Here is a 17,449-nt window from a genome sequence, read left to right on the forward strand (position 1 = left end):
ACGTAAGTCGGAGGTGTTCGTGTTTAGAGACCATTGGAGCTCTGTCGAGTGTCGTCTTGCTTTTTCTGAACGCCCGACCGGTGGTGTCTGACGAACGTAGTGAGGAGTTCCGCCGGTCAGTGAAAGAAAAAGGTAGACGACCGACAGAAGCGACCGGGTCTCCAAACACGAACACCGAAGACGAATAAGTAACAAAATAATTCTACCTTATATTTATAAAAAACAATAAAAAACGTTATCTTGTCGCACTGAAAGAAGAAGACGGATACGGCTCTTCACGATAAAATAGAATAGAGATGTTTACATTTGGATTACTTTGTTTTACCTCGTTTTTTACGTTGATCAATCCGTTAGGAGCGATGCCGGTTTTTATGACCATGACGATGGAGCTGGATGAAAAAGAACGTAGAAAAGTGGCCCGCCGGGCTTCTTTGGTCTCTTTTCTCATCATGATGTTTTTTGCTATTTCAGGCGATTTGTTATTCCGTTTTTTCGGTATTTCCATCGATAGTCTGCGGATTGTCGGAGGAATCATCTTCTTGATTATGGGGATGGATATGTTGCAGGCCCGTTTGGTGAAAACCAAGGTGAAAGAATCGGAAGTGAAGAGTTATGTCAACGATATCTCGATCACGCCTTTATCTATTCCGATGTTATGTGGCCCTGGTGCGATTACCAACGCAATCGTTATGTGGAACAAAGCTACCGATTGGGAAACCAAAATGATTATGGTCATCGCCGTAGCTGTGGTGATTACTTTGGTATATCTTATTTTAAGAAGTTCCTCCCGGATTATCAAGATACTCGGCGAAACCGGCAATAACGTGATGATGCGGTTGATGGGGCTGATCGTGATGGTGATTGCTGTCGAATTTTTCTTTAGCGGGCTAAAACCGATCGTGATCGATATTTTGCGTTCGGTAGGCTGATCTTTTATTCGAAAAATAGGAAAATAACTAAAGTGTACAAGTTTTTTAAGCGTTTGCGGAGATATTGTTTTGCCCGTTGGCGTTGTGTTTTTACAGTAGATTCGGCAATTTGTAATTTTTCTGTAATTTCCCGGATGTCCATGTGCTCCAGGTAGCTCATTTTGAAAATCCGCCGGCATTCGGAAGGCAATTCTTCAATGGCAGCAAAAATTTCTTCGAATATCTCCGCTTCGATCTGGTGGCGGAAATAGGTGGCCTCTTCATATTCGGGAGTGTCCAGACGTTGTTTTAAAAATGTCCGGGTATTTTGCTTCTCCAAAGCATTCAGGGCTTTGGATTGTACACAGCTGTACAAGAATGATTTCAGAGCGATCAGGTTTGGGAAATCATAGCTTTTCTCATAGAAACGAATAAACACTTCCTGAACGACATCTCTTGCTGCTTCTTCATCTTTTAATATTTTATTGGCAAAAAAACATAATGCGGCGTAATAACGATGAAACAACAATTCGAAAGTTTTTTCATCGCCCTCTTTGAGTCGTTGTAAAACGAGCGTTTGATCTGTGATCTCCGGATTCATGCCTGGCTCTGATAATTCGACGATCAAATTTATGACTTTATCTTAGAATTTTCTCTAATAAAACCATTAATTTTGAATTCCATGAATGATAACAGCATGTTATATCTCGTTTTATTGGGTTTTGCTTCCGGGTTTATCAATATGTTCGCCGGAGGTGGCTCGATGTTGGTGGTTCCGTTTTTGATTTTTCTCGGTTTGCCACCCCATGTGGCTAACGCAACCAACCGAGTGGCTATTCTTCTGCAAAATATCGTTTCGACAGCTACTTTTCGACAGAAGAAAATATTGAATTTTAAAACGGATTATCCTTTACTGCTCCCCACTACCTTGGGAAGTATTTTAGGAGCTTTTACGGCTGTCGACATTCAGGCTGCCGTTTTACAAAAAATGATCGGGGGATTATTGGTGGTGATGTTTTTTATGATTTTACTGGATCCCAATACCTGGGTGAAATCTAATATTGAAAAAGCAAAAGCCCGGCATCCCTGGGTACGTTTTTTGATATTTTTGGGGATCGGCTTCTATGGCGGTTTTATACAAATCGGTGTCGGTTTTTTTATGCTGGGTGGTTTGGTATTGGGATGTGGTTACGATTTGCTCAAGGCAAATGCTTTAAAAGTATTGCTTATCTTGATCTATACTTTCGGGGCACTCGTTATTTTTATCTGGTATGATTTGGTAGATTGGCGTACCGGTTTGATTCTGGCTTGCGGTAACATGGCGGGAGCCTGGATCGGGACCCGGTTGAGTGTGAAATGGGGAGCGAAGTACATACGTTATATTTTATTGATTGCATTAATAATGGTCGCTCTAAAACTTTTCGGAATATTTTGATTATTTTTTTCATCTTTTGTCATCCTTTTGCTTCTTTCACCGGTTTTAATAGAAAATGAAGAAAAGATGACCTCTAAAAAATATACTCCTCAGGAAATTGCCCGTTTGATTTTGCTTTGTTGGCACGGAGAAGCAGATAAACAGCAAATGACTGAACTGGAAGAATGGTTGGAAGAGAGTGCAGACAACCGCTCGTTTTATGAAAGCCTCGGGGCCCGTTCATATCAAGGAACAGAATGGCAAGAATATATGAAATACGACTCCCGGAAAGATTGGAAACGGGTGAAAGTAGCGATGAAACGGAGGAAGCGTGTTCCTTTCCGGTATTTATTGCCGTATGCTGCATTGGTACTGATAGCGATAGGGCTTGCCTGGATGATAAAATATAAAAATACCGGAAAATCTGAGCAGCCTGTCTCGATGGGTGAAACTATTCGTCCAGGTAGTTCAAAAGCGCAGTTGGTCTTACCGGATGGACGTCGCGTGGATTTAGAAGTGGATAGGGGATGCCAGCAATTGAAAGGCGAGAATTTTGTAAATGATGGAAAACAACTGGTTTATCATGAACAGGAAAACGGTAAAAGGATACAATGGCATACTTTGTCGGTACCCCGTGGAGGAGAATACAAATTGGTTTTGGCCGACGGAACCCGGGTGTGGTTGAATGCTGCATCGGAATTGATGTATCCGGACCATTTTTCAGCAGATCAGCGGAAAGTGGTGTTAAAGGGGGAAGCTTACTTCGAAGTGACGAAAGATGTGAAGCGACCTTTTTCAGTCGTTTTGGGGGATATGGAAGTAAAGGTGCTGGGTACTTCGTTTAATGTGTCGGCTTACCCCGGCGTTAAGCGTCAGACGACTTTGATAGAAGGGCAGGTGGCGGTCAATTGGCACCGGCAGCAGGTTGTCATCAGGCCCGGCCAACAGGCCGCCGAAACGGATGAAGGACTGCGGGTGGCTTCTGTGAATGTCATGAATTATGTCGGTTGGAAGGAGCACCGTTTTGTATATGAAAATAAATTATTAGGGGAGGTATTGGAAGACCTGGAACGCTGGTATGATGTCGAAGTGTTTGTCATGCACGATGAAATCCGGAATTTACATTTGACAGCTAATTTACCGAAATACGAAAATATGGATAAGGTGTTGGAAATCATTGAATATGCGGCTTGTGTGAAATTTGAAGTAAAAGGCCGGACGGTTGTGGTGAGACGGGATTGACTCAAGAAAAACAGGAAAGCGCGCTAACACTTTCCTGTCGATAATAAATAACGCCCTTTTGGCGAAGGGTCATTATTCACTTAATTAAAACACGACAAATCTATGAAAAAAAATCAAGAATCCGATGTCGGAAAAGCTTCCGGTGTAGTTTGGAAAATGTGGTTGACTATGAAATTGCTGTTTTGTTTCCTTCTGATAGGATTTTCTACTGTCTATGGCAATGCTTTTTCACAAGTAAAAATCAGTATTTCGGTAAACGAGGTTTCCTTGCAGGAAGTGTTTGAAAAACTGACTGAACAGACGGGGTATCATTTTGTGTACAGTAATGAAATGTTACAACGGACCGGAAAGGTAAGTGTAGATATGCAAGATTGTGATCTTGGACAGATTATGGCTGTATGCCTGAAAAATACAGGTTTATGGTATCGGTTGGAAGACAATATCATTGTGATTTCTCCGAAATTCAGGCAACCTGATGTTCCTCAGAAAAAAATCACCCTTACCGGGAATGTAAAAGACAAAGAGGGACGTCCGTTACCGGGAGTAACCATTCTGCTGAAAGGTTCTGCCGTGGGAGTGGTGAGTGATGTGGATGGAAATTTCACTCTGACAGTGCCGGAGGAATCGGGACTGACGCTTGTATTTTCGTTTGTGGGGATGAAAACGCAAGAAGTAGTCTTAAGCGGTCAGCAAGTGTTACATATTGTCATGCTGGAAGATGTGTCTCAAATGGAAGAAGTTATCGTTACCGGTTACCAGGAAGTCAAGAAAGAGAAAATGACCGGGGCGGTAACCACCATCTCCTCCGAAAAACTTAGTGACCGTTACACTCCGAATCTTATCCAGAATCTTGAGGCTCGCGTTGCCGGTCTGTCGACCTACGGCGGCAAACCGATTATCCGCGGAACGGGTACGCTCTATGGCGAATCGGCTCCGTTGCTCGTTGTGGACGGTCTTCCGGTCGAAGGCTCTATCGAAGACCTCAATCCCTATGACATCGCTTCGGTGAACGTTCTGAAAGACGCTGCAGCGTCGGCTATCTACGGTGCGCGCGCCGCAAACGGAATCATTGTTGTAACAACCAAGAATGCCCGTAACAAAGGCAAGATCGACATTGACTTCCAGGCAAACATAACCTTGTATGAAAACAAGAATGTCGATTATCATGATAACTTCCTGATGAACGCCGAAGAACAGGTGGAACGCGCCAGCGAATACTATGACTATTATTTCAACCGCAAGTATGCCGACGATCCGAGTATGACCCGGGACAAAGTCATAGAGAATTTCGGAAAGAACATTACCGACGGCGCTCAGATAAACCCCGTGGCCTATGCCTGGTATCAGCACGCGGCGGGCAATATCGGTCGCTCCGAACTCGACAACATTCTCGCTGATTTGTCGAAAAACAACTTCGCACAGGATTTCGCCGACAACATCTATCGTCGCCAGGTCATGCAGCAGTATAACCTCTCGCTCCGTGGTAGTTCCGACAAGTTCCGCAACAACTTAGTGATAAACTATCGCACTGACAACATGGGCATCATAGAGCATAAGAGCAACTGGCTCAACGTTTACTACAAAGGTAGTTGCGACCTTGCAAAATGGCTCGTGGCCACATTCTCGGTAAACGGCGTATACGCCAATATAAAGCAGTATGGCAACGATTACAACGTTAATCTCGACCCGTTCTCCTATGCCCAGTATCAGTCGTTCTATAATGCCGACGGCTCCGTTAAGAAACTCTATTCATGGTACTGCGGCAATGAATACATGCCCCTTCAGGAAGGCATGGAAGATCTCGGATTCAACCTCGTTGACGAGCTTAGGGATAACCAGACAAAGACGCGCCGTCAGGAAATGCGCTACCATGGCGATCTTCTCTTTAAGATTATCCCCGGACTTACGGCTCAGACCCAGTTCGTATATGAAGTCAACTCTCAGAACGTCCAGCAACATGCGACACAGGAGAGTCACGCCGCACGCACAATCAAGAATGCGTACGCCAAAATGGATACAGAGAGCCACAAGCTCGTTTATATGACTCCCGAAACCGGTGGATTTCTTCAGACTACTCATACCAGCGGAAACTTTTGGACTGCCCGTGGCCAGCTGAACTACACCAACACTTTCGGCAAGCACGAGATTTCGGCTATCGCTGGTCTGGAATTCCGGGAGACGAAAACCAGTGGTGACAAATCGCTTGTTCTCGGATATGACGAACAGCTTCAAAGCAGTGCTACCCATACTGTTGATTTCGGAACTTTATCGCAGATGAGCAATTCGCCTTACTTTCAAATGAACGGCTCTCCTTTCCCGTGCAACCAGTTCGCGTTCACACCCTATCTTGAAAACGGAATGGGAATCGTGAAAGAAGTTCGCCATCGCTATGGTTCGGGTTATTTCAACGCAACCTACACCTATGATAACAAATATAACATTTTCGGTTCGTTTCGAAAAGACTATGCCGACATCTACGGTCTCGACGCCAAGTTCCGTGGCAGACCCCTGTGGTCGGTAGGTATAGGCTGGAACGCCCACAACGAGAGTTTCCTCCGCGACCTGTCCTGGATGGATTTCCTGAAACTCCGTTTCTCCTACGGTGTTACCGGTAATATCTATCAAGGTGCTACCTCTCACATGACGGCATCGTCGGGCGACATAAATTCAACGACCAATCTGCCTGTCGCCTCCATTTCATCGCCCGCCAATCCTGACTTGCGCTGGGAGCAGAACCGGACGACCAACGTCGGTCTCGACTACGGTTTTATGAGCTATCGTTTGCGTGGATCGCTCGACTATTACGTGAAGACCGGTAAGGATATTTTTGCCCCGATCACTCTTGACCCGACAACCGGTTTCTCATCGATGGTTGCCAACGTGGCCTCAATCCGGAACAATGGTATTGAGCTTGCCATCGGCTATGACTGGTTTGTTCCCGGAAACCGCCGTGGATTCAGCTGGACAACCAACCTCACCGTAACCTACAATAAGAACAAGGTTCTCGAAGTGGAGAATCCTGCCACTCGCGCCTATGATCTCGTCAGCTTACCTTATAAGACCGGTTATCCCGTAAATGCGCTATGGGCTTATCGTTTCGCTGGGATCGATGACCGGCCGGGTCTGGTGGGCCAGTCGATGTATTACGTTGAGAATGGCAACACATCGCACAACGCAAGTAGTGCTAGCGTCGACGTTCTTGAATTCGGTGGTCAGTCCGATCCGAAAGCGATCGTCGGAATGGATAATCAGCTGCGCTGGAATGGCTTGAGTCTCGGATTTCTCCTTGTCTACTACGGTGGCCACAAAATGTTCGCCCAGCCCAAATCGGAAGTGTTCGAATCGTCATGGGACAGTCCGCTGAACATTGTCTATCTCAATTCCTGGACTCCCGAAAACCATTCCGATGTTCCGGGTATCGGCGAATATGCCTCTACGTCACTGGGCAGTGAATGTCGTACGGCGACAAACTGTCTCTATGACGCTGATTTCCTGAAAATCCGTAATATAACTATCGGTTATGATCTTCCTGAGCACCTAACGGAAAAAGTCGGTATCAGTAAGATTTCACTCCGTTTTCAGATCAACGACCCGAAAGCCCTCTGGATTAAGAACAACGCCGGAATCGACCCCGAGACACTCGGAATCCGTAAACAGGCATCGTATATGTTCGGCGTGAACCTGAGTCTCTAACATTTAGTAATATTTAATTTTGACATGACAATGAAAACAAGATATATCGTAGGTCTTTTTCTGGTGGGAGCTTCGGTGCTTAGTTCCTGTTCCGATTTCACAGAAATCGACCAGAAAGGAATGAACCTTCTCTCCACCACTGACCAGCTCGAGATGCTTCTCAACCAGGAGTATAATATCAGAATTGCCGATATTCAGCGTGTATGCGGTTCGGTACAGTATTATCCCGGCAACGTAGGGACTGTTCTTGCCAATCCGGTTAAGACAACAACCCAGATCCTTCTGAAATACGACGAGGCGGGGCATGCTTTGGAACAGGTAGACCTGACTTCGAGCGACAGTTATTATGCAAATTGCTACAACTATATCGGAACAGTTGCCAATCCTATTCTGAGTCTTGTGGATGCCGCGACAGGTTCCGAAGAAAAGAAAACGGCACTAAAAGCCGAAGCTCTGACGATCCGCGCCTATTTCCACTGGCTCGCTGCCGTGAAGTTTACCAAAGCCTATGATCCGGCTACGGCTGACTCCGAGAAATCTATCGCATATGTTCTGGAAACACAGGATATCAAACAACCTACCGAACAGCTTACTCAGAAAGAGGTCTACGAATACATTCTCGCTGACCTCGATGCTGCGATCGAGCTGAACGCGCTTCCGCAGTCGGCTGTAAACCGAATGCGCTTCAACGCCGCATGTCCGCATGCGATCAAAGCTCATGTGCTGATGTATATGCAGCAGCCCGGCGAAGCTGCAAAAGAGGCACAGAAAGCGCTTGCGGTTAACAGCTCGGTATCAGACTATGCCAACTACTGCACCGAGGCACCGAGCAGTGCGGGAATTCTGGTAAAAACATTCGAGACGCCCCAACTGGCACTCGCCCAGGACTATTTCACCGATGCCGATATTGAGTTTTTCTCGTGGCTCACACCGCGCTACTATGAACGTTATGAAGAGAAAAACATTCAGAAAGATTGGTTCGCCACCTATCACACCGTGATGTGGATGGGGAGCTGGGAGACGACCTCTCAGATGGTAATAGGAAGCTTGGAAGGTATGTTTGGGGTTACCGAAGGTTCCATGAGCTACGGAGTACAAGGAAATGGCCGTGTCGGACGAATAAATCTGAGCGTGCCGCAGATGTATCTGATTCTCGCCGAGAATGCCATCGACAACAACCTGATCGACGACGCAATGGACTATCTCGACAAAATCCGTGTGGGCCGCTTCTTTCCGGAAGACTATCATGCGCTGAAAGGCTCGGTGACGACAAAAACCGAAGCCATCGGGATGCTCAGGAAAGTTGCCCATGGCGAGAATGTGTTCAACATTTATGACTTTATTACTCTTAAACGCTGGACACTGCTCGATGACTACAAAGAGGATATCAGTTGGACATACTCGGGCACAACCTACACCCTGAAGCCGGAATCAACCATCTGGGTGTTCCCGTTCCCGAAGAATCTGATGGAAAAGAACGGTAATTTCGAACACAATTATCCGGTTACCCAGAACTGATGATCGATCGGTTCGGATCTATAGGACCCACAACCGTGTCTGACAGAATATCGGGGTTGTGCCAGTTTTTGACACACCCCCGGAAAATCAATTAAATCAAATGAAAGCACAAAAAATCATTCTTCTTGCAGGTGTAACGGCCTTGTTCTGTGCCTGCAACTCAAAGCCGGCCGGCCATTTCTGCGTAAGCGGCAAAATTTCCGATGCCGACGGCCGGGAAATCTATCTTTACAGAATTTCAGCCAACCGTTCGACTGCAACGGTCGATACAGCCGTGATCGGGAACGGACGTTTTATTTTCGAAGGCATTCAGGAAACTCCAATCGGGGCGACCCTTATGATGGGCGACCCACGGAACTGGGAGAACAAAACTCGCGTGGGTCTTTTTGTGGAACCGGGTGAAATCGTCGTTTCAGGGCTTATGGTTTCGGACTTCTCCAATGTCGCCATAACCGGTTCGCCGACGACCGACGAACAAAAAGCATATGAAAACTCACTCCAACCGTTCACGGAACAGATGACCCGTCTTCATGAGTCGATAAAAGTCGATCCGGACAATGCCACCCTGCGTGATTCGCTCGAGATCCTCAGGGAAAGTATGCAGCAAACAAGCATTGACTTTATCCGCAATAACGGCAAGTCGTTCGTAGCTCCTTCGGTTCTTATGCAGATTCAGGGAAACCTCGACTACCCGACGATGAAAGAACTCTATGACGCTCTTGCTCCCGAGGTTCAGTCCGAAGCTGCCGGGACTAAAAAAGAACTCGAAGCCCTCGAGGCCGTGCTGCCCGGGAAACCGGCTCCCGACCTGATCAATAAAAATCCCGAAGGCAAGGAAATAAAGCTGAGCGATCTGAAAGGCAAGGTTGTTCTGGTTGATTTCTGGGCCACCTGGTGCGGACCATGTGTTGCTTCGCTTCCCCACATTCAGGAACTCTACAACAAATACCATGACAAAGGATTTGAAGTTTTCTGCGTGGCCGACAACGATTCTTCTGAAGACGAATGGAAAAACTTCATCGCCGGGAGTAAAGTAGGCATGCAGAACTATCACCACATTTTGCGCGGACTTAAAACGCTCACGGATGAGAACGGCGAATTCGTTGGTTTCGACAGATCGAACGACCAAAGTGACAAGTATGCTGTCCACTATTTACCTACGAAATATCTGATCGCTGCTGACGGAACAATCATCGGCAAGATCGGGACCGACGAGGAGCTCGATTCAATCCTCGCCGAAATTTTTGCAGAATAATTTAATCTTCCGACCGGTAGGAAGAATTTTTAAACCAATAAAATCAAATGTAATGAAAAGACTTTTTTCACTGATTCTTGTCGGCATGCTGGCCGTTTCGGGATTGTCGGCAAAAGTAAAACTGAGCGTTCTTTACGTCGGCGGTACCGCCAACATGGATCCGATGCTCATGGCCCCCGGTAGTGTCGATTCCGTAGCGCTTGCGGCTTCGGTCAAAGAGCGCATGGCGCACTTCACTAAATTCCTGAAAAAGAACTTCACGAACGTGAAATCGATAGAAGGGAAGGACTACACTCCGGAAATGTCGGCCGCCTATGACGTTACGGTTTTCGACGGGCGAACCGTTCCCTTCAGGAAAGGCGACCGCATGAAAGGCGAGCGCGACAGCTATCTGCCCGAATCGTTCGACCGCGCCGCAGTCATGATCGGTCATATGAGCGAAGATCTCGGCCGCAGTCTCGGAAATAAAAACGACTGGTATTGCCTTTGTCTCGATAACTATGCTCTCGGCATGAAGAACGATCACCCGGTTTTCAACGGGCCGTTCAAAGTGGACATGACGACAGAGATGCACCCTACAGCCGCTCCTGCTCTTGAAGTCGCCGAAATGATGGGCGAATCGCTTCCGGAAGAAATGCCTATGCTGCTCATGCATTCCAAATGGACTGAAGAGGAGATTGCTTCGGGTAGCTGCCGCATCGGCATGGTGAGCCGTCCCGGCGGTTATCTCGACTCTCCCGACACGGAAGTGATTTCGGGCGGTCTCTGCGGAAAGAGCATCGATGCCGTTGCCATCGGCCGTCATGGGAATCTGTTTCACTTCGGTTTTGCTGCCGATCCCGAGCGTCTTACTCCTGCCGGACAGGCGATTCTGCTCAATTCCATTGTTTATGCATCGAAGTTCAACGGACAGAAACCCATTGCACGCAAAATGAAGGAAGGAATCGCCACCCGTGATCATTTGCCGATGACAAAATGGGCTTGCACACGCAAAGCGAACGACCGTATCAACGAACAAGAGCTGACGTTTCGCCAAATGATAGACAGCGTTCATGCTGTTGCAGTCGAAAAAAAAGCCAAAGGTGAGGAACTTACTATGTCTGAAGCCATGTATCTCGATATGTCGCAGATGCCTCCGGTAGTGAAAAAATCTTTCGGACAATATCTGAAGGAACGTAATCCGAAGCTCTATGAAGTGTTCGGAACCGATGAAGCTGCCTATGCGAACTATTACGACAAAAACGCTCCATATATGCGTCCCGACTTGCGCGGCTACGAACTTGTCATAGATCCGGAAGTGCGGGCGCTCGGAATTCCCAATAACGATATCCGTTTGCTCGACAAAGCGATCGAACTGATGGAACAAGGTAATCCCGACGGCAAGACTATCCTTGAACGTTACACTCTCAAGCGTTTCGCGACCCCTGCCGAGTGGCGTAACTGGCTTAACATCCATCGCCCGAGAATGTTCTTTACCGAAGCTGGTGGTTATCTCTGGCTCGTGAACGAAAAAGACGCCAATGACTATTCTGTTCTCGCCGCTGAAGCTGTTTCGGCGCAAGCTGTAGCTCCGGTTCCAGTGAACAACGACAATCTTACAACCGATAAGGATAATCCCGTTGTGCTTACCGCACGTATCGACACCCGTGCTGACGGTAAAAAGGAATATGTACTGACCATGAAGATTCACCCCGGCTATCATACCTATGCCAGGCTCGATCCGGCAGATCCGTATATCTTGACGACAATCGAAATGGAATATCCTGCAGGCGTCGAAGCCGACGGTGACATGATCATGCCTCCATTCCAACCGACATCGAACGCAACGTCGTATTACGTCGACACGGTAGAATTCCGTCAGCCGCTTAAAGGTAACGGGAAGGGTGAGATTGGCGCGAAAATCCGTTATCAGGCATGCGACCACTCGGAATGCAAACTCCCTGTAACGACAACCGTAAAAGCAACGCTATAACCGACCGATCAGTCTTGATTGGCTCAATAATAAGAGCTATAGGGACTACTACGACCGTAACGGGTTGTTGAAGAGGGTCAGATGATCTGGATACAGATTTTTATACAAATGACGGATGGATTGGCTGAATTTGTTATCTGGCGAATCGATCTGTCATTTGTATTTCTTTTAGAATGTACGTTTTAAAATCTCCCGGATGTTGTCGGCTTTTCCCATGGTATAATAGTGGATAGCCGGGGCACCGTGGACTAATAAATCCTTGCTTTGGGCTGTACACCATTCGATGCCTACCTGATAGATGGCTTTATTGTCTTTACATTTCCGGACTTCGTTCATCAGTTCCTGGGGCAGGTCGATACTGAAAGTCCGGGGGAGCATTTCGATGTGGGTTTGCGTCGAGATGGGTTTCAGGCCGGGGATGATCGGAACAGTAATACCGGCGGCCCGGCATTTGGCTGCAAATTCATAAAACCGGGTATTGTCGAAAAACATTTGAGTAACGATATAATCGGCTCCTGCATCTACTTTGCGTTTCAGATTTTCGATATCGATGTCTATATTCGGGGCTTCATAATGTTTTTCGGGATAAGCGGCGACACCGATACAAAAATTAGTAGGTACGGCATTTTTCAGACATTCGTCCAGGTAAATTCCCCGGTTCATATTGTGGATTTGTTCCACCAGTTCGCAACTGTAACGGTGGCCGTCGGGTTCGGGAACGAAATATTTTTGGCCGGGGATAGCATCTCCGCGTAAAGCGACTACATTCTGAATATCCAGGAAGTTCAGGTCGATCAGGTCGTTCTCGATCTGATGTTTACTGGCTCCTCCGCAGATCAGATGGGGGACGACTTCTACAGGAAACCGTTTCATTATCGCTGCTGCAATGGCTACCGATCCCGGCCGTTTGGTGATGGTCACTTTTTCAAAGGTACCGTCGGCCGTTTGGCGGAATTCCACTTCATCCCGGTGAAAGGTGATATTGATGAAGGGAGGGGCGAATTCCATCAGAGGTTCTATGGCTCCGTATAGTTTGTTGATATCGCTTCCTTTCAATGGAGGCACCAGTTCGAACGAAGCGAAAGGTGCCTTTTTCTGATTGATAATATCGATTACTTTAGTCATGATGTACTGGTTATGGGCATAGGCTTGCCCGGTTTTATAATCCTAATAATCTTTTTCCTTCTTCCAGGGTGATCGCCCGCTTTGTGCAATAGTCCGTCAACTGGTCTGCGCCGATTTTTCCAATGCTGAAATAACGGGCAGCCGGATGTGCGATGAGCATACCACAAAGACTTGTCGTCGGATAGATCGCATAAGACGTGGTCAGGGAAACCCCGATTTTAGACGGTGCATCCAATAGGTCGAAGACATCTTTTTTCAGTGAATGATCCGGACAGGCCGAATAGCCGAAGGCCGGGCGGATCAGGGACAAACCTTCACTCAATTGTTCCTGCATCCATTCGGCCAAAGCTTCGGTTAACCGGGCACATAAGCTTTCACGCAGCAGATGGCTGAAGTCGTGGCAGTCACAACCGCCCTGTTTGTCGGCGACTTTCAGAGCAAATAACCCGATGGTGGAAGTTCCGTAAGCCTTGGGACAGATATAATCGGATAAACTCAGGCATTCTTGCCCCGCTTTTTGTTGACGCAACATGGGGAGACGGTGACCGTTATCCAATACGATTTCGTCATCTTCTGCATAGGCATCGAAGAAGTTGACCACGATCGAAGCTTCGAATTCATTGCCGGCAATAACGGTGCCCAACATTTCCAGTGCGGCCTGGTAAGTACGGTCGGCTTCTTCATGCTGATGAATGATTTCCGGGAATTTACCTTTGAATCCCCAGAAATGGAAAAATGGAGTCCAATCGATTTTAGCGATCAGGTCCTGCAAGTCCATATTTTTTCCCAACAGATTGTGTTCCCCGAAACTGGCAGGCAACCGGTAGCTTTCCCGGTCAAAGACAGGAGCCAGGGCCTGAGCTTCTGTATAGGGAAGCAAACGGTCCTGTTTATGATAATATTGCCCGCGTATTTTTTCCTGTTCTGCTTTCACTTGTGCGAGGTAGGACGACCGGTCGGATAGTAGCCGTTTCATGATCCCTGCAGTCCGGGAGGCATCTCCCCCCTGGATGACGCCATAATCGTATCGGGGGGCCAGTTTTACAGCGGTATGTACGGTTGAAGTGGTCGCTCCGCCTACGATAAGCGGAATCCGGAGCTGCTCTTTCTGTAGTAACTCACACAAAGCTTCCATTTCGCTCAAGGAAGGAGTGATGAGTCCGCTGACTCCGATCAGGTCTGCCTGATGGGCTTTGGCTGCGGCAACGATTTTTTGGTTATCGACCATCACCCCCAGGTCGATGACATCGAAATTGTTGCAGGTCAATACGATACTGACGATGTTTTTACCGATATCGTGTACATCTCCTTTGGCAGTCGCAAGGACAACTTTAGGGCGCTGAATATTTTCTCCCGTACCGGCGTTGTGTTTTTCGATCTCCGGTTGTAAAATTGCGACAGCTGCTTTCATCGCTTTCGCCGATTTTACCACTTGGGGTAAAAACATTTTTCCTTCACCGAATAGTGTCCCCACTTTATCCATCCCCTGCATCAGGGGACCTTCGATGATTTCGACGGGGGAGGCATAAACGGTCAGCGCTTCGGCCAGATCGGCTTCCAGATATTCCGTATTACCTTTGATCAGAGCGAAATTCAGGCGTTCGGATAACGTACGGGTGCGCCATTCTTCATTTTTTATAGCCTTTCCGTCTGCGGTTTTCTGTCCCTTGATTTGTTCGGCCAGTTCGATCAGGCGTTCCGTGGCTTCCGGGTGTTTGTTCAATACCACCTCTTCTACTGCTTCCAGTAATTGAGGTTCTATCTCATCGTATACCTGTAACATGGCCGGATTGACGATGCCCATATCCATGCCTGCCTCGATCGCATGGTAGAGAAATACGGAGTGCATGGCTTCGCGTACCGGGTTATTTCCCCGGAAAGAAAACGAGAGATTGGAGATTCCGCCGGAAGTACGGCATCCCGGCAGGTTGGCCTTGATCCAGGCTATTGCCCGGATGAAATCGACGGCGTAATTATTGTGCTCTTCCAGGCCTGTTCCGATAGCCAGAATATTGACGTCGAAAATGATGTCTTCCGCACGGAAACCGGCTTGCCGGGTTAAGAGCCGGTAAGCCCGCTCACAGATTTCGATTTTACGTTCATAAGTGACGGCTTGTCCCTGTTCGTCGAAAGCCATAACGACGACAGCAGCTCCCAAATGATGTATTTCCCGGGCTTTTGCCAGAAACAGATCCTCTCCTTCTTTCAGGCTGATCGAATTGACGATACATTTCCCCTGGGCATTTTTGAGTCCTGCTAAAATGGTATTCCAATCCGAAGAATCGATCATCAGGGCTGCCCGGGCAATATCGGGGTCATTGCTGATATAACGGACGAAAGTGGACATTTCGAGAGCACTGTCGAGCATGGCATCGTCCATGTTGATATCGATAACCGATGCCCCGTCCTCGATTTGTTTCCGGGCGATCCGGGCAGCTTCTTCATAAGCTTTGGCGTGGATGAGTTTGGCAAATTTAGCGGAACCGGCAACATTGGTCCGTTCACCGACATTGATGAAGTTATTTTGGGCTTTATCGACTACGACCTTGTCCAGACCACTTACCACAAGCTGGGCCGGGATAACCGGAATCTGTCGGGGAGAAATGGCTTGAAGGGCTTCACGTATGGCCCGGATGTGCTCCGGAGTAGTACCGCAACACCCTCCCGCGATATTGAGTAAACCTGCTGTGGCCATCTGTTTCAGGCAGGAAGCCGTTAGCTCCGGGCTTTCATCATATTCTCCCATTTCGTTGGGAAGACCTGCATTAGGATAAATACTCAACGGACAAGGCAGCGTCTTGGATAAGCGTTCGATAAACGGCAATAAGTCGGTGGCCCCGAACGAACAATTCAATCCGAAACTGAACAGCGGGTAATGGGATACAGTGGTGTAAAGTGCTTCCAGGCTCTGTCCGGTGAGCGTCCGCCCACTTCTGTCGTTGATGGTGGCCGATAACATGACAGGGAGTGAAGTCCTTTTTTCTTCCTGTACCTGGGTAATGGCATAAAGGGCTGCTTTTGCATTCAGACCGTCGAAAACGGTTTCCACTAACAAGAGATCTACTCCGCCGTCGATTAATCCGCTTACCTGCTCTGCATAAGTCGAGACCAGGGTATCGAAGTCCACTGGACGGAATTCCGGCCGGTTGACATCCGGTGATAGTGATAATGTCTTGGAAGTCGGTCCCATACTGCCGGATACATATACCTGGTGTGAAGCTGCACGGGCTTCCGTTACAGCTAATTTCGCCCCCGCGTAGTTTAAGCGGTATACGAGCTTTTCTCCCCGATATTCGGCTTGTGAGATGGCGTTCGAGTTGAAAGTATTGGTTTCGATAATATCGGCTCCTGCTTCGATATACGACCGATGAATCTGCCGGATCACTTCGGGACAGGTCAGGTTCAGGATATCGTTGTTGCCTTTCAGGTTTACCGGATGGGAGATAAATTCACTACCGCGAAAATCGGCTTCTGTCAGACCGTATTGCTGGATAGCTGTTCCCATGGCTCCGTCGAGGATCAGAATCCGCTTCTTGATTTCGTCTTGTATCATAGTTGTACGTTCGTTCAATTCAAAAAAGTTTGAGTTCAAAATTACCGCATATACCTAATTTATCGTCTTTGATCGCAATGGCGGCCAGTATGTCTTCCTGCTCCCTGATTTTTTCGATGCAGGTCTGAACATCCTCCGCTGTCTGAATCGTGTTGGCGAAAGCGGTTGCATAAGTGTCGGCCAGCATTACGTCTGAACAGACAATCATCACTGCATCGGCTTTACCGAAGCTGAGTGACGGACCGACGGTTCCGGAAGAGGTACAAATCCCGAGGGGGGCATAGGCTGCCTCGATATGCAAACCGACCTTTTCAGACAAGGGGGAAGAACCGGCAAATACCGAAATATCCATATCCTGACAGAGGTCGGCATAAATATCCCCTCCGTTTTCGACGATCACTTCTTTTATACCGAATCGTTTTTTCAGGTTTTCCCCTACTTTCAGAGCGACGGCGCCGGCTACGGCACTCATCGGGCCGATACCGCTTGTTTGGGTTACCCGCGACATCTCTTTGAATATGCCGGGAGCATCCCCGCTTGCCTGAAAGGGGGTTAAAGCCTGGGCATAATCCGGGTGTGAACCGATCCAGCGGTCCATATCCGTCCGTAATTCCCGGACAAATCGTTCTGCACAGACCGGTATTTCCGGTTGCCAGGAACCCCGGTCCACGCCGATACACAGATCGGTTTCTTTATAAGCTATGGTAAAATAGCTCCAGCGATCCTGGCGGAAATGCTTGCGATAGGTGCGATCGATATATTCCATACG

12 protein-coding genes are annotated in these 17,449 nt (G+C 47.8%); 8 read left to right on the forward strand and 4 right to left on the reverse strand.

Annotation, left to right across the window (positions count from 1 at the left end; all coding sequences use genetic code 11):
* A partial coding sequence (locus AC5RDS_RS13415; RefSeq protein ID WP_494222369.1) for a hypothetical protein occupies positions 1 to 188 on the forward strand: 188 nt, incomplete at its 5' end.
* A 108-nt stretch (positions 189 to 296) separates the two neighbouring features.
* Positions 297 to 929 carry a MarC family protein gene (locus tag AC5RDS_RS13420; protein ID WP_013613536.1) on the forward strand — a complete coding sequence of 211 codons (633 nt, stop codon included), beginning with the start codon at positions 297 to 299 and terminating at the stop codon, positions 927 to 929.
* Between the two features lie 4 nt (positions 930 to 933).
* On the opposite strand, the gene AC5RDS_RS13425 is transcribed toward AC5RDS_RS13420, so the two are convergent.
* Entirely contained in the window at positions 934 to 1,536 is a 603-nt protein-coding gene (locus tag AC5RDS_RS13425) for an RNA polymerase sigma factor (RefSeq protein WP_494222370.1), read from the reverse strand.
* A 54-nt stretch (positions 1,537 to 1,590) separates the two neighbouring features.
* Between AC5RDS_RS13425 and AC5RDS_RS13430 the strand changes: the two genes are divergently transcribed.
* The 6 genes from AC5RDS_RS13430 to AC5RDS_RS13455 all read left to right on the forward strand — a co-directional run bounded on the left by AC5RDS_RS13430 (position 1,591) and on the right by AC5RDS_RS13455 (position 12,002).
* On the forward strand, positions 1,591 to 2,343 hold the full coding sequence (locus AC5RDS_RS13430) for a sulfite exporter TauE/SafE family protein (RefSeq protein WP_306445791.1): 753 nt from the start codon (positions 1,591 to 1,593) through the stop codon (positions 2,341 to 2,343).
* Between the two features lie 66 nt (positions 2,344 to 2,409).
* Positions 2,410 to 3,564 (forward strand): FecR family protein, encoded by a 1,155-nt coding sequence (locus AC5RDS_RS13435; protein ID WP_494222371.1) that lies wholly within the window; start codon positions 2,410 to 2,412, stop codon positions 3,562 to 3,564.
* A gap of 102 nt (positions 3,565 to 3,666) precedes the next feature.
* Positions 3,667 to 7,257: a SusC/RagA family TonB-linked outer membrane protein gene (locus AC5RDS_RS13440; RefSeq protein WP_046403282.1), complete on the forward strand. Its 3,591-nt coding sequence runs from the start codon at positions 3,667 to 3,669 to the stop codon at positions 7,255 to 7,257.
* 30 nt (positions 7,258 to 7,287) lie between these two features.
* Positions 7,288 to 8,775 (forward strand): RagB/SusD family nutrient uptake outer membrane protein, encoded by a 1,488-nt coding sequence (locus AC5RDS_RS13445; protein ID WP_175315696.1) that lies wholly within the window; start codon positions 7,288 to 7,290, stop codon positions 8,773 to 8,775.
* A gap of 100 nt (positions 8,776 to 8,875) precedes the next feature.
* A complete protein-coding gene (locus tag AC5RDS_RS13450; protein ID WP_118104077.1) occupies positions 8,876 to 10,030 on the forward strand; it encodes a TlpA disulfide reductase family protein in 1,155 nt (384 codons plus the stop codon).
* Positions 10,031 to 10,082: 52 nt separating this feature from the next.
* Positions 10,083 to 12,002, forward strand: coding sequence for a protein-disulfide reductase DsbD domain-containing protein (locus AC5RDS_RS13455; protein WP_494222372.1), 1,920 nt, complete (start codon positions 10,083 to 10,085; stop codon positions 12,000 to 12,002).
* Between the two features lie 168 nt (positions 12,003 to 12,170).
* Here AC5RDS_RS13455 and metF read toward each other — a convergent pair whose 3' ends face one another.
* Genes metF through AC5RDS_RS13470 form a run of 3 tightly spaced genes read right to left on the reverse strand, consistent with a single transcriptional unit; the run spans position 12,171 to position 17,446 of the window.
* Complete coding sequence (gene metF / locus AC5RDS_RS13460) at positions 12,171 to 13,127, reverse strand: methylenetetrahydrofolate reductase [NAD(P)H] (protein ID WP_494222373.1); 957 nt, start codon at positions 13,125 to 13,127, stop codon at positions 12,171 to 12,173.
* A 34-nt stretch (positions 13,128 to 13,161) separates the two neighbouring features.
* Positions 13,162 to 16,719: a methionine synthase gene (gene metH, locus AC5RDS_RS13465; protein WP_445557745.1), complete on the reverse strand. Its 3,558-nt coding sequence runs from the start codon at positions 16,717 to 16,719 to the stop codon at positions 13,162 to 13,164.
* Entirely contained in the window at positions 16,700 to 17,446 is a 747-nt protein-coding gene (locus AC5RDS_RS13470; RefSeq protein ID WP_013613556.1) for a UPF0280 family protein, read from the reverse strand. The genes metH and AC5RDS_RS13470 overlap by 20 nt, the downstream gene beginning before the upstream one ends.
* Positions 17,447 to 17,449 lie beyond the last annotated feature (3 nt).

It is taken from the genome of Odoribacter sp., from assembly GCF_985060555.1.

Bases quoted from the DNA above. Each gene is read 5' to 3' on its own strand.
- AC5RDS_RS13435 (WP_494222371.1), top strand. From the start codon at position 2,410: ATGACCTCTAAAAAATATACTCCTCAGGAAATTGCCCGTTTGATTTTG.
- AC5RDS_RS13470 (WP_013613556.1), bottom strand. From the start codon at position 17,446: ATGGAATATATCGATCGCACCTATCGCAAGCATTTCCGCCAGGATCGC.
- AC5RDS_RS13430 (WP_306445791.1), top strand. From the start codon at position 1,591: ATGAATGATAACAGCATGTTATATCTCGTTTTATTGGGTTTTGCTTCC.
- AC5RDS_RS13450 (WP_118104077.1), top strand. From the start codon at position 8,876: ATGAAAGCACAAAAAATCATTCTTCTTGCAGGTGTAACGGCCTTGTTC.
- metF (WP_494222373.1), bottom strand. From the start codon at position 13,127: ATGACTAAAGTAATCGATATTATCAATCAGAAAAAGGCACCTTTCGCT.
- AC5RDS_RS13455 (WP_494222372.1), top strand. From the start codon at position 10,083: ATGAAAAGACTTTTTTCACTGATTCTTGTCGGCATGCTGGCCGTTTCG.
- AC5RDS_RS13440 (WP_046403282.1), top strand. From the start codon at position 3,667: ATGAAAAAAAATCAAGAATCCGATGTCGGAAAAGCTTCCGGTGTAGTT.
- AC5RDS_RS13445 (WP_175315696.1), top strand. From the start codon at position 7,288: ATGAAAACAAGATATATCGTAGGTCTTTTTCTGGTGGGAGCTTCGGTG.
- AC5RDS_RS13420 (WP_013613536.1), top strand. From the start codon at position 297: ATGTTTACATTTGGATTACTTTGTTTTACCTCGTTTTTTACGTTGATC.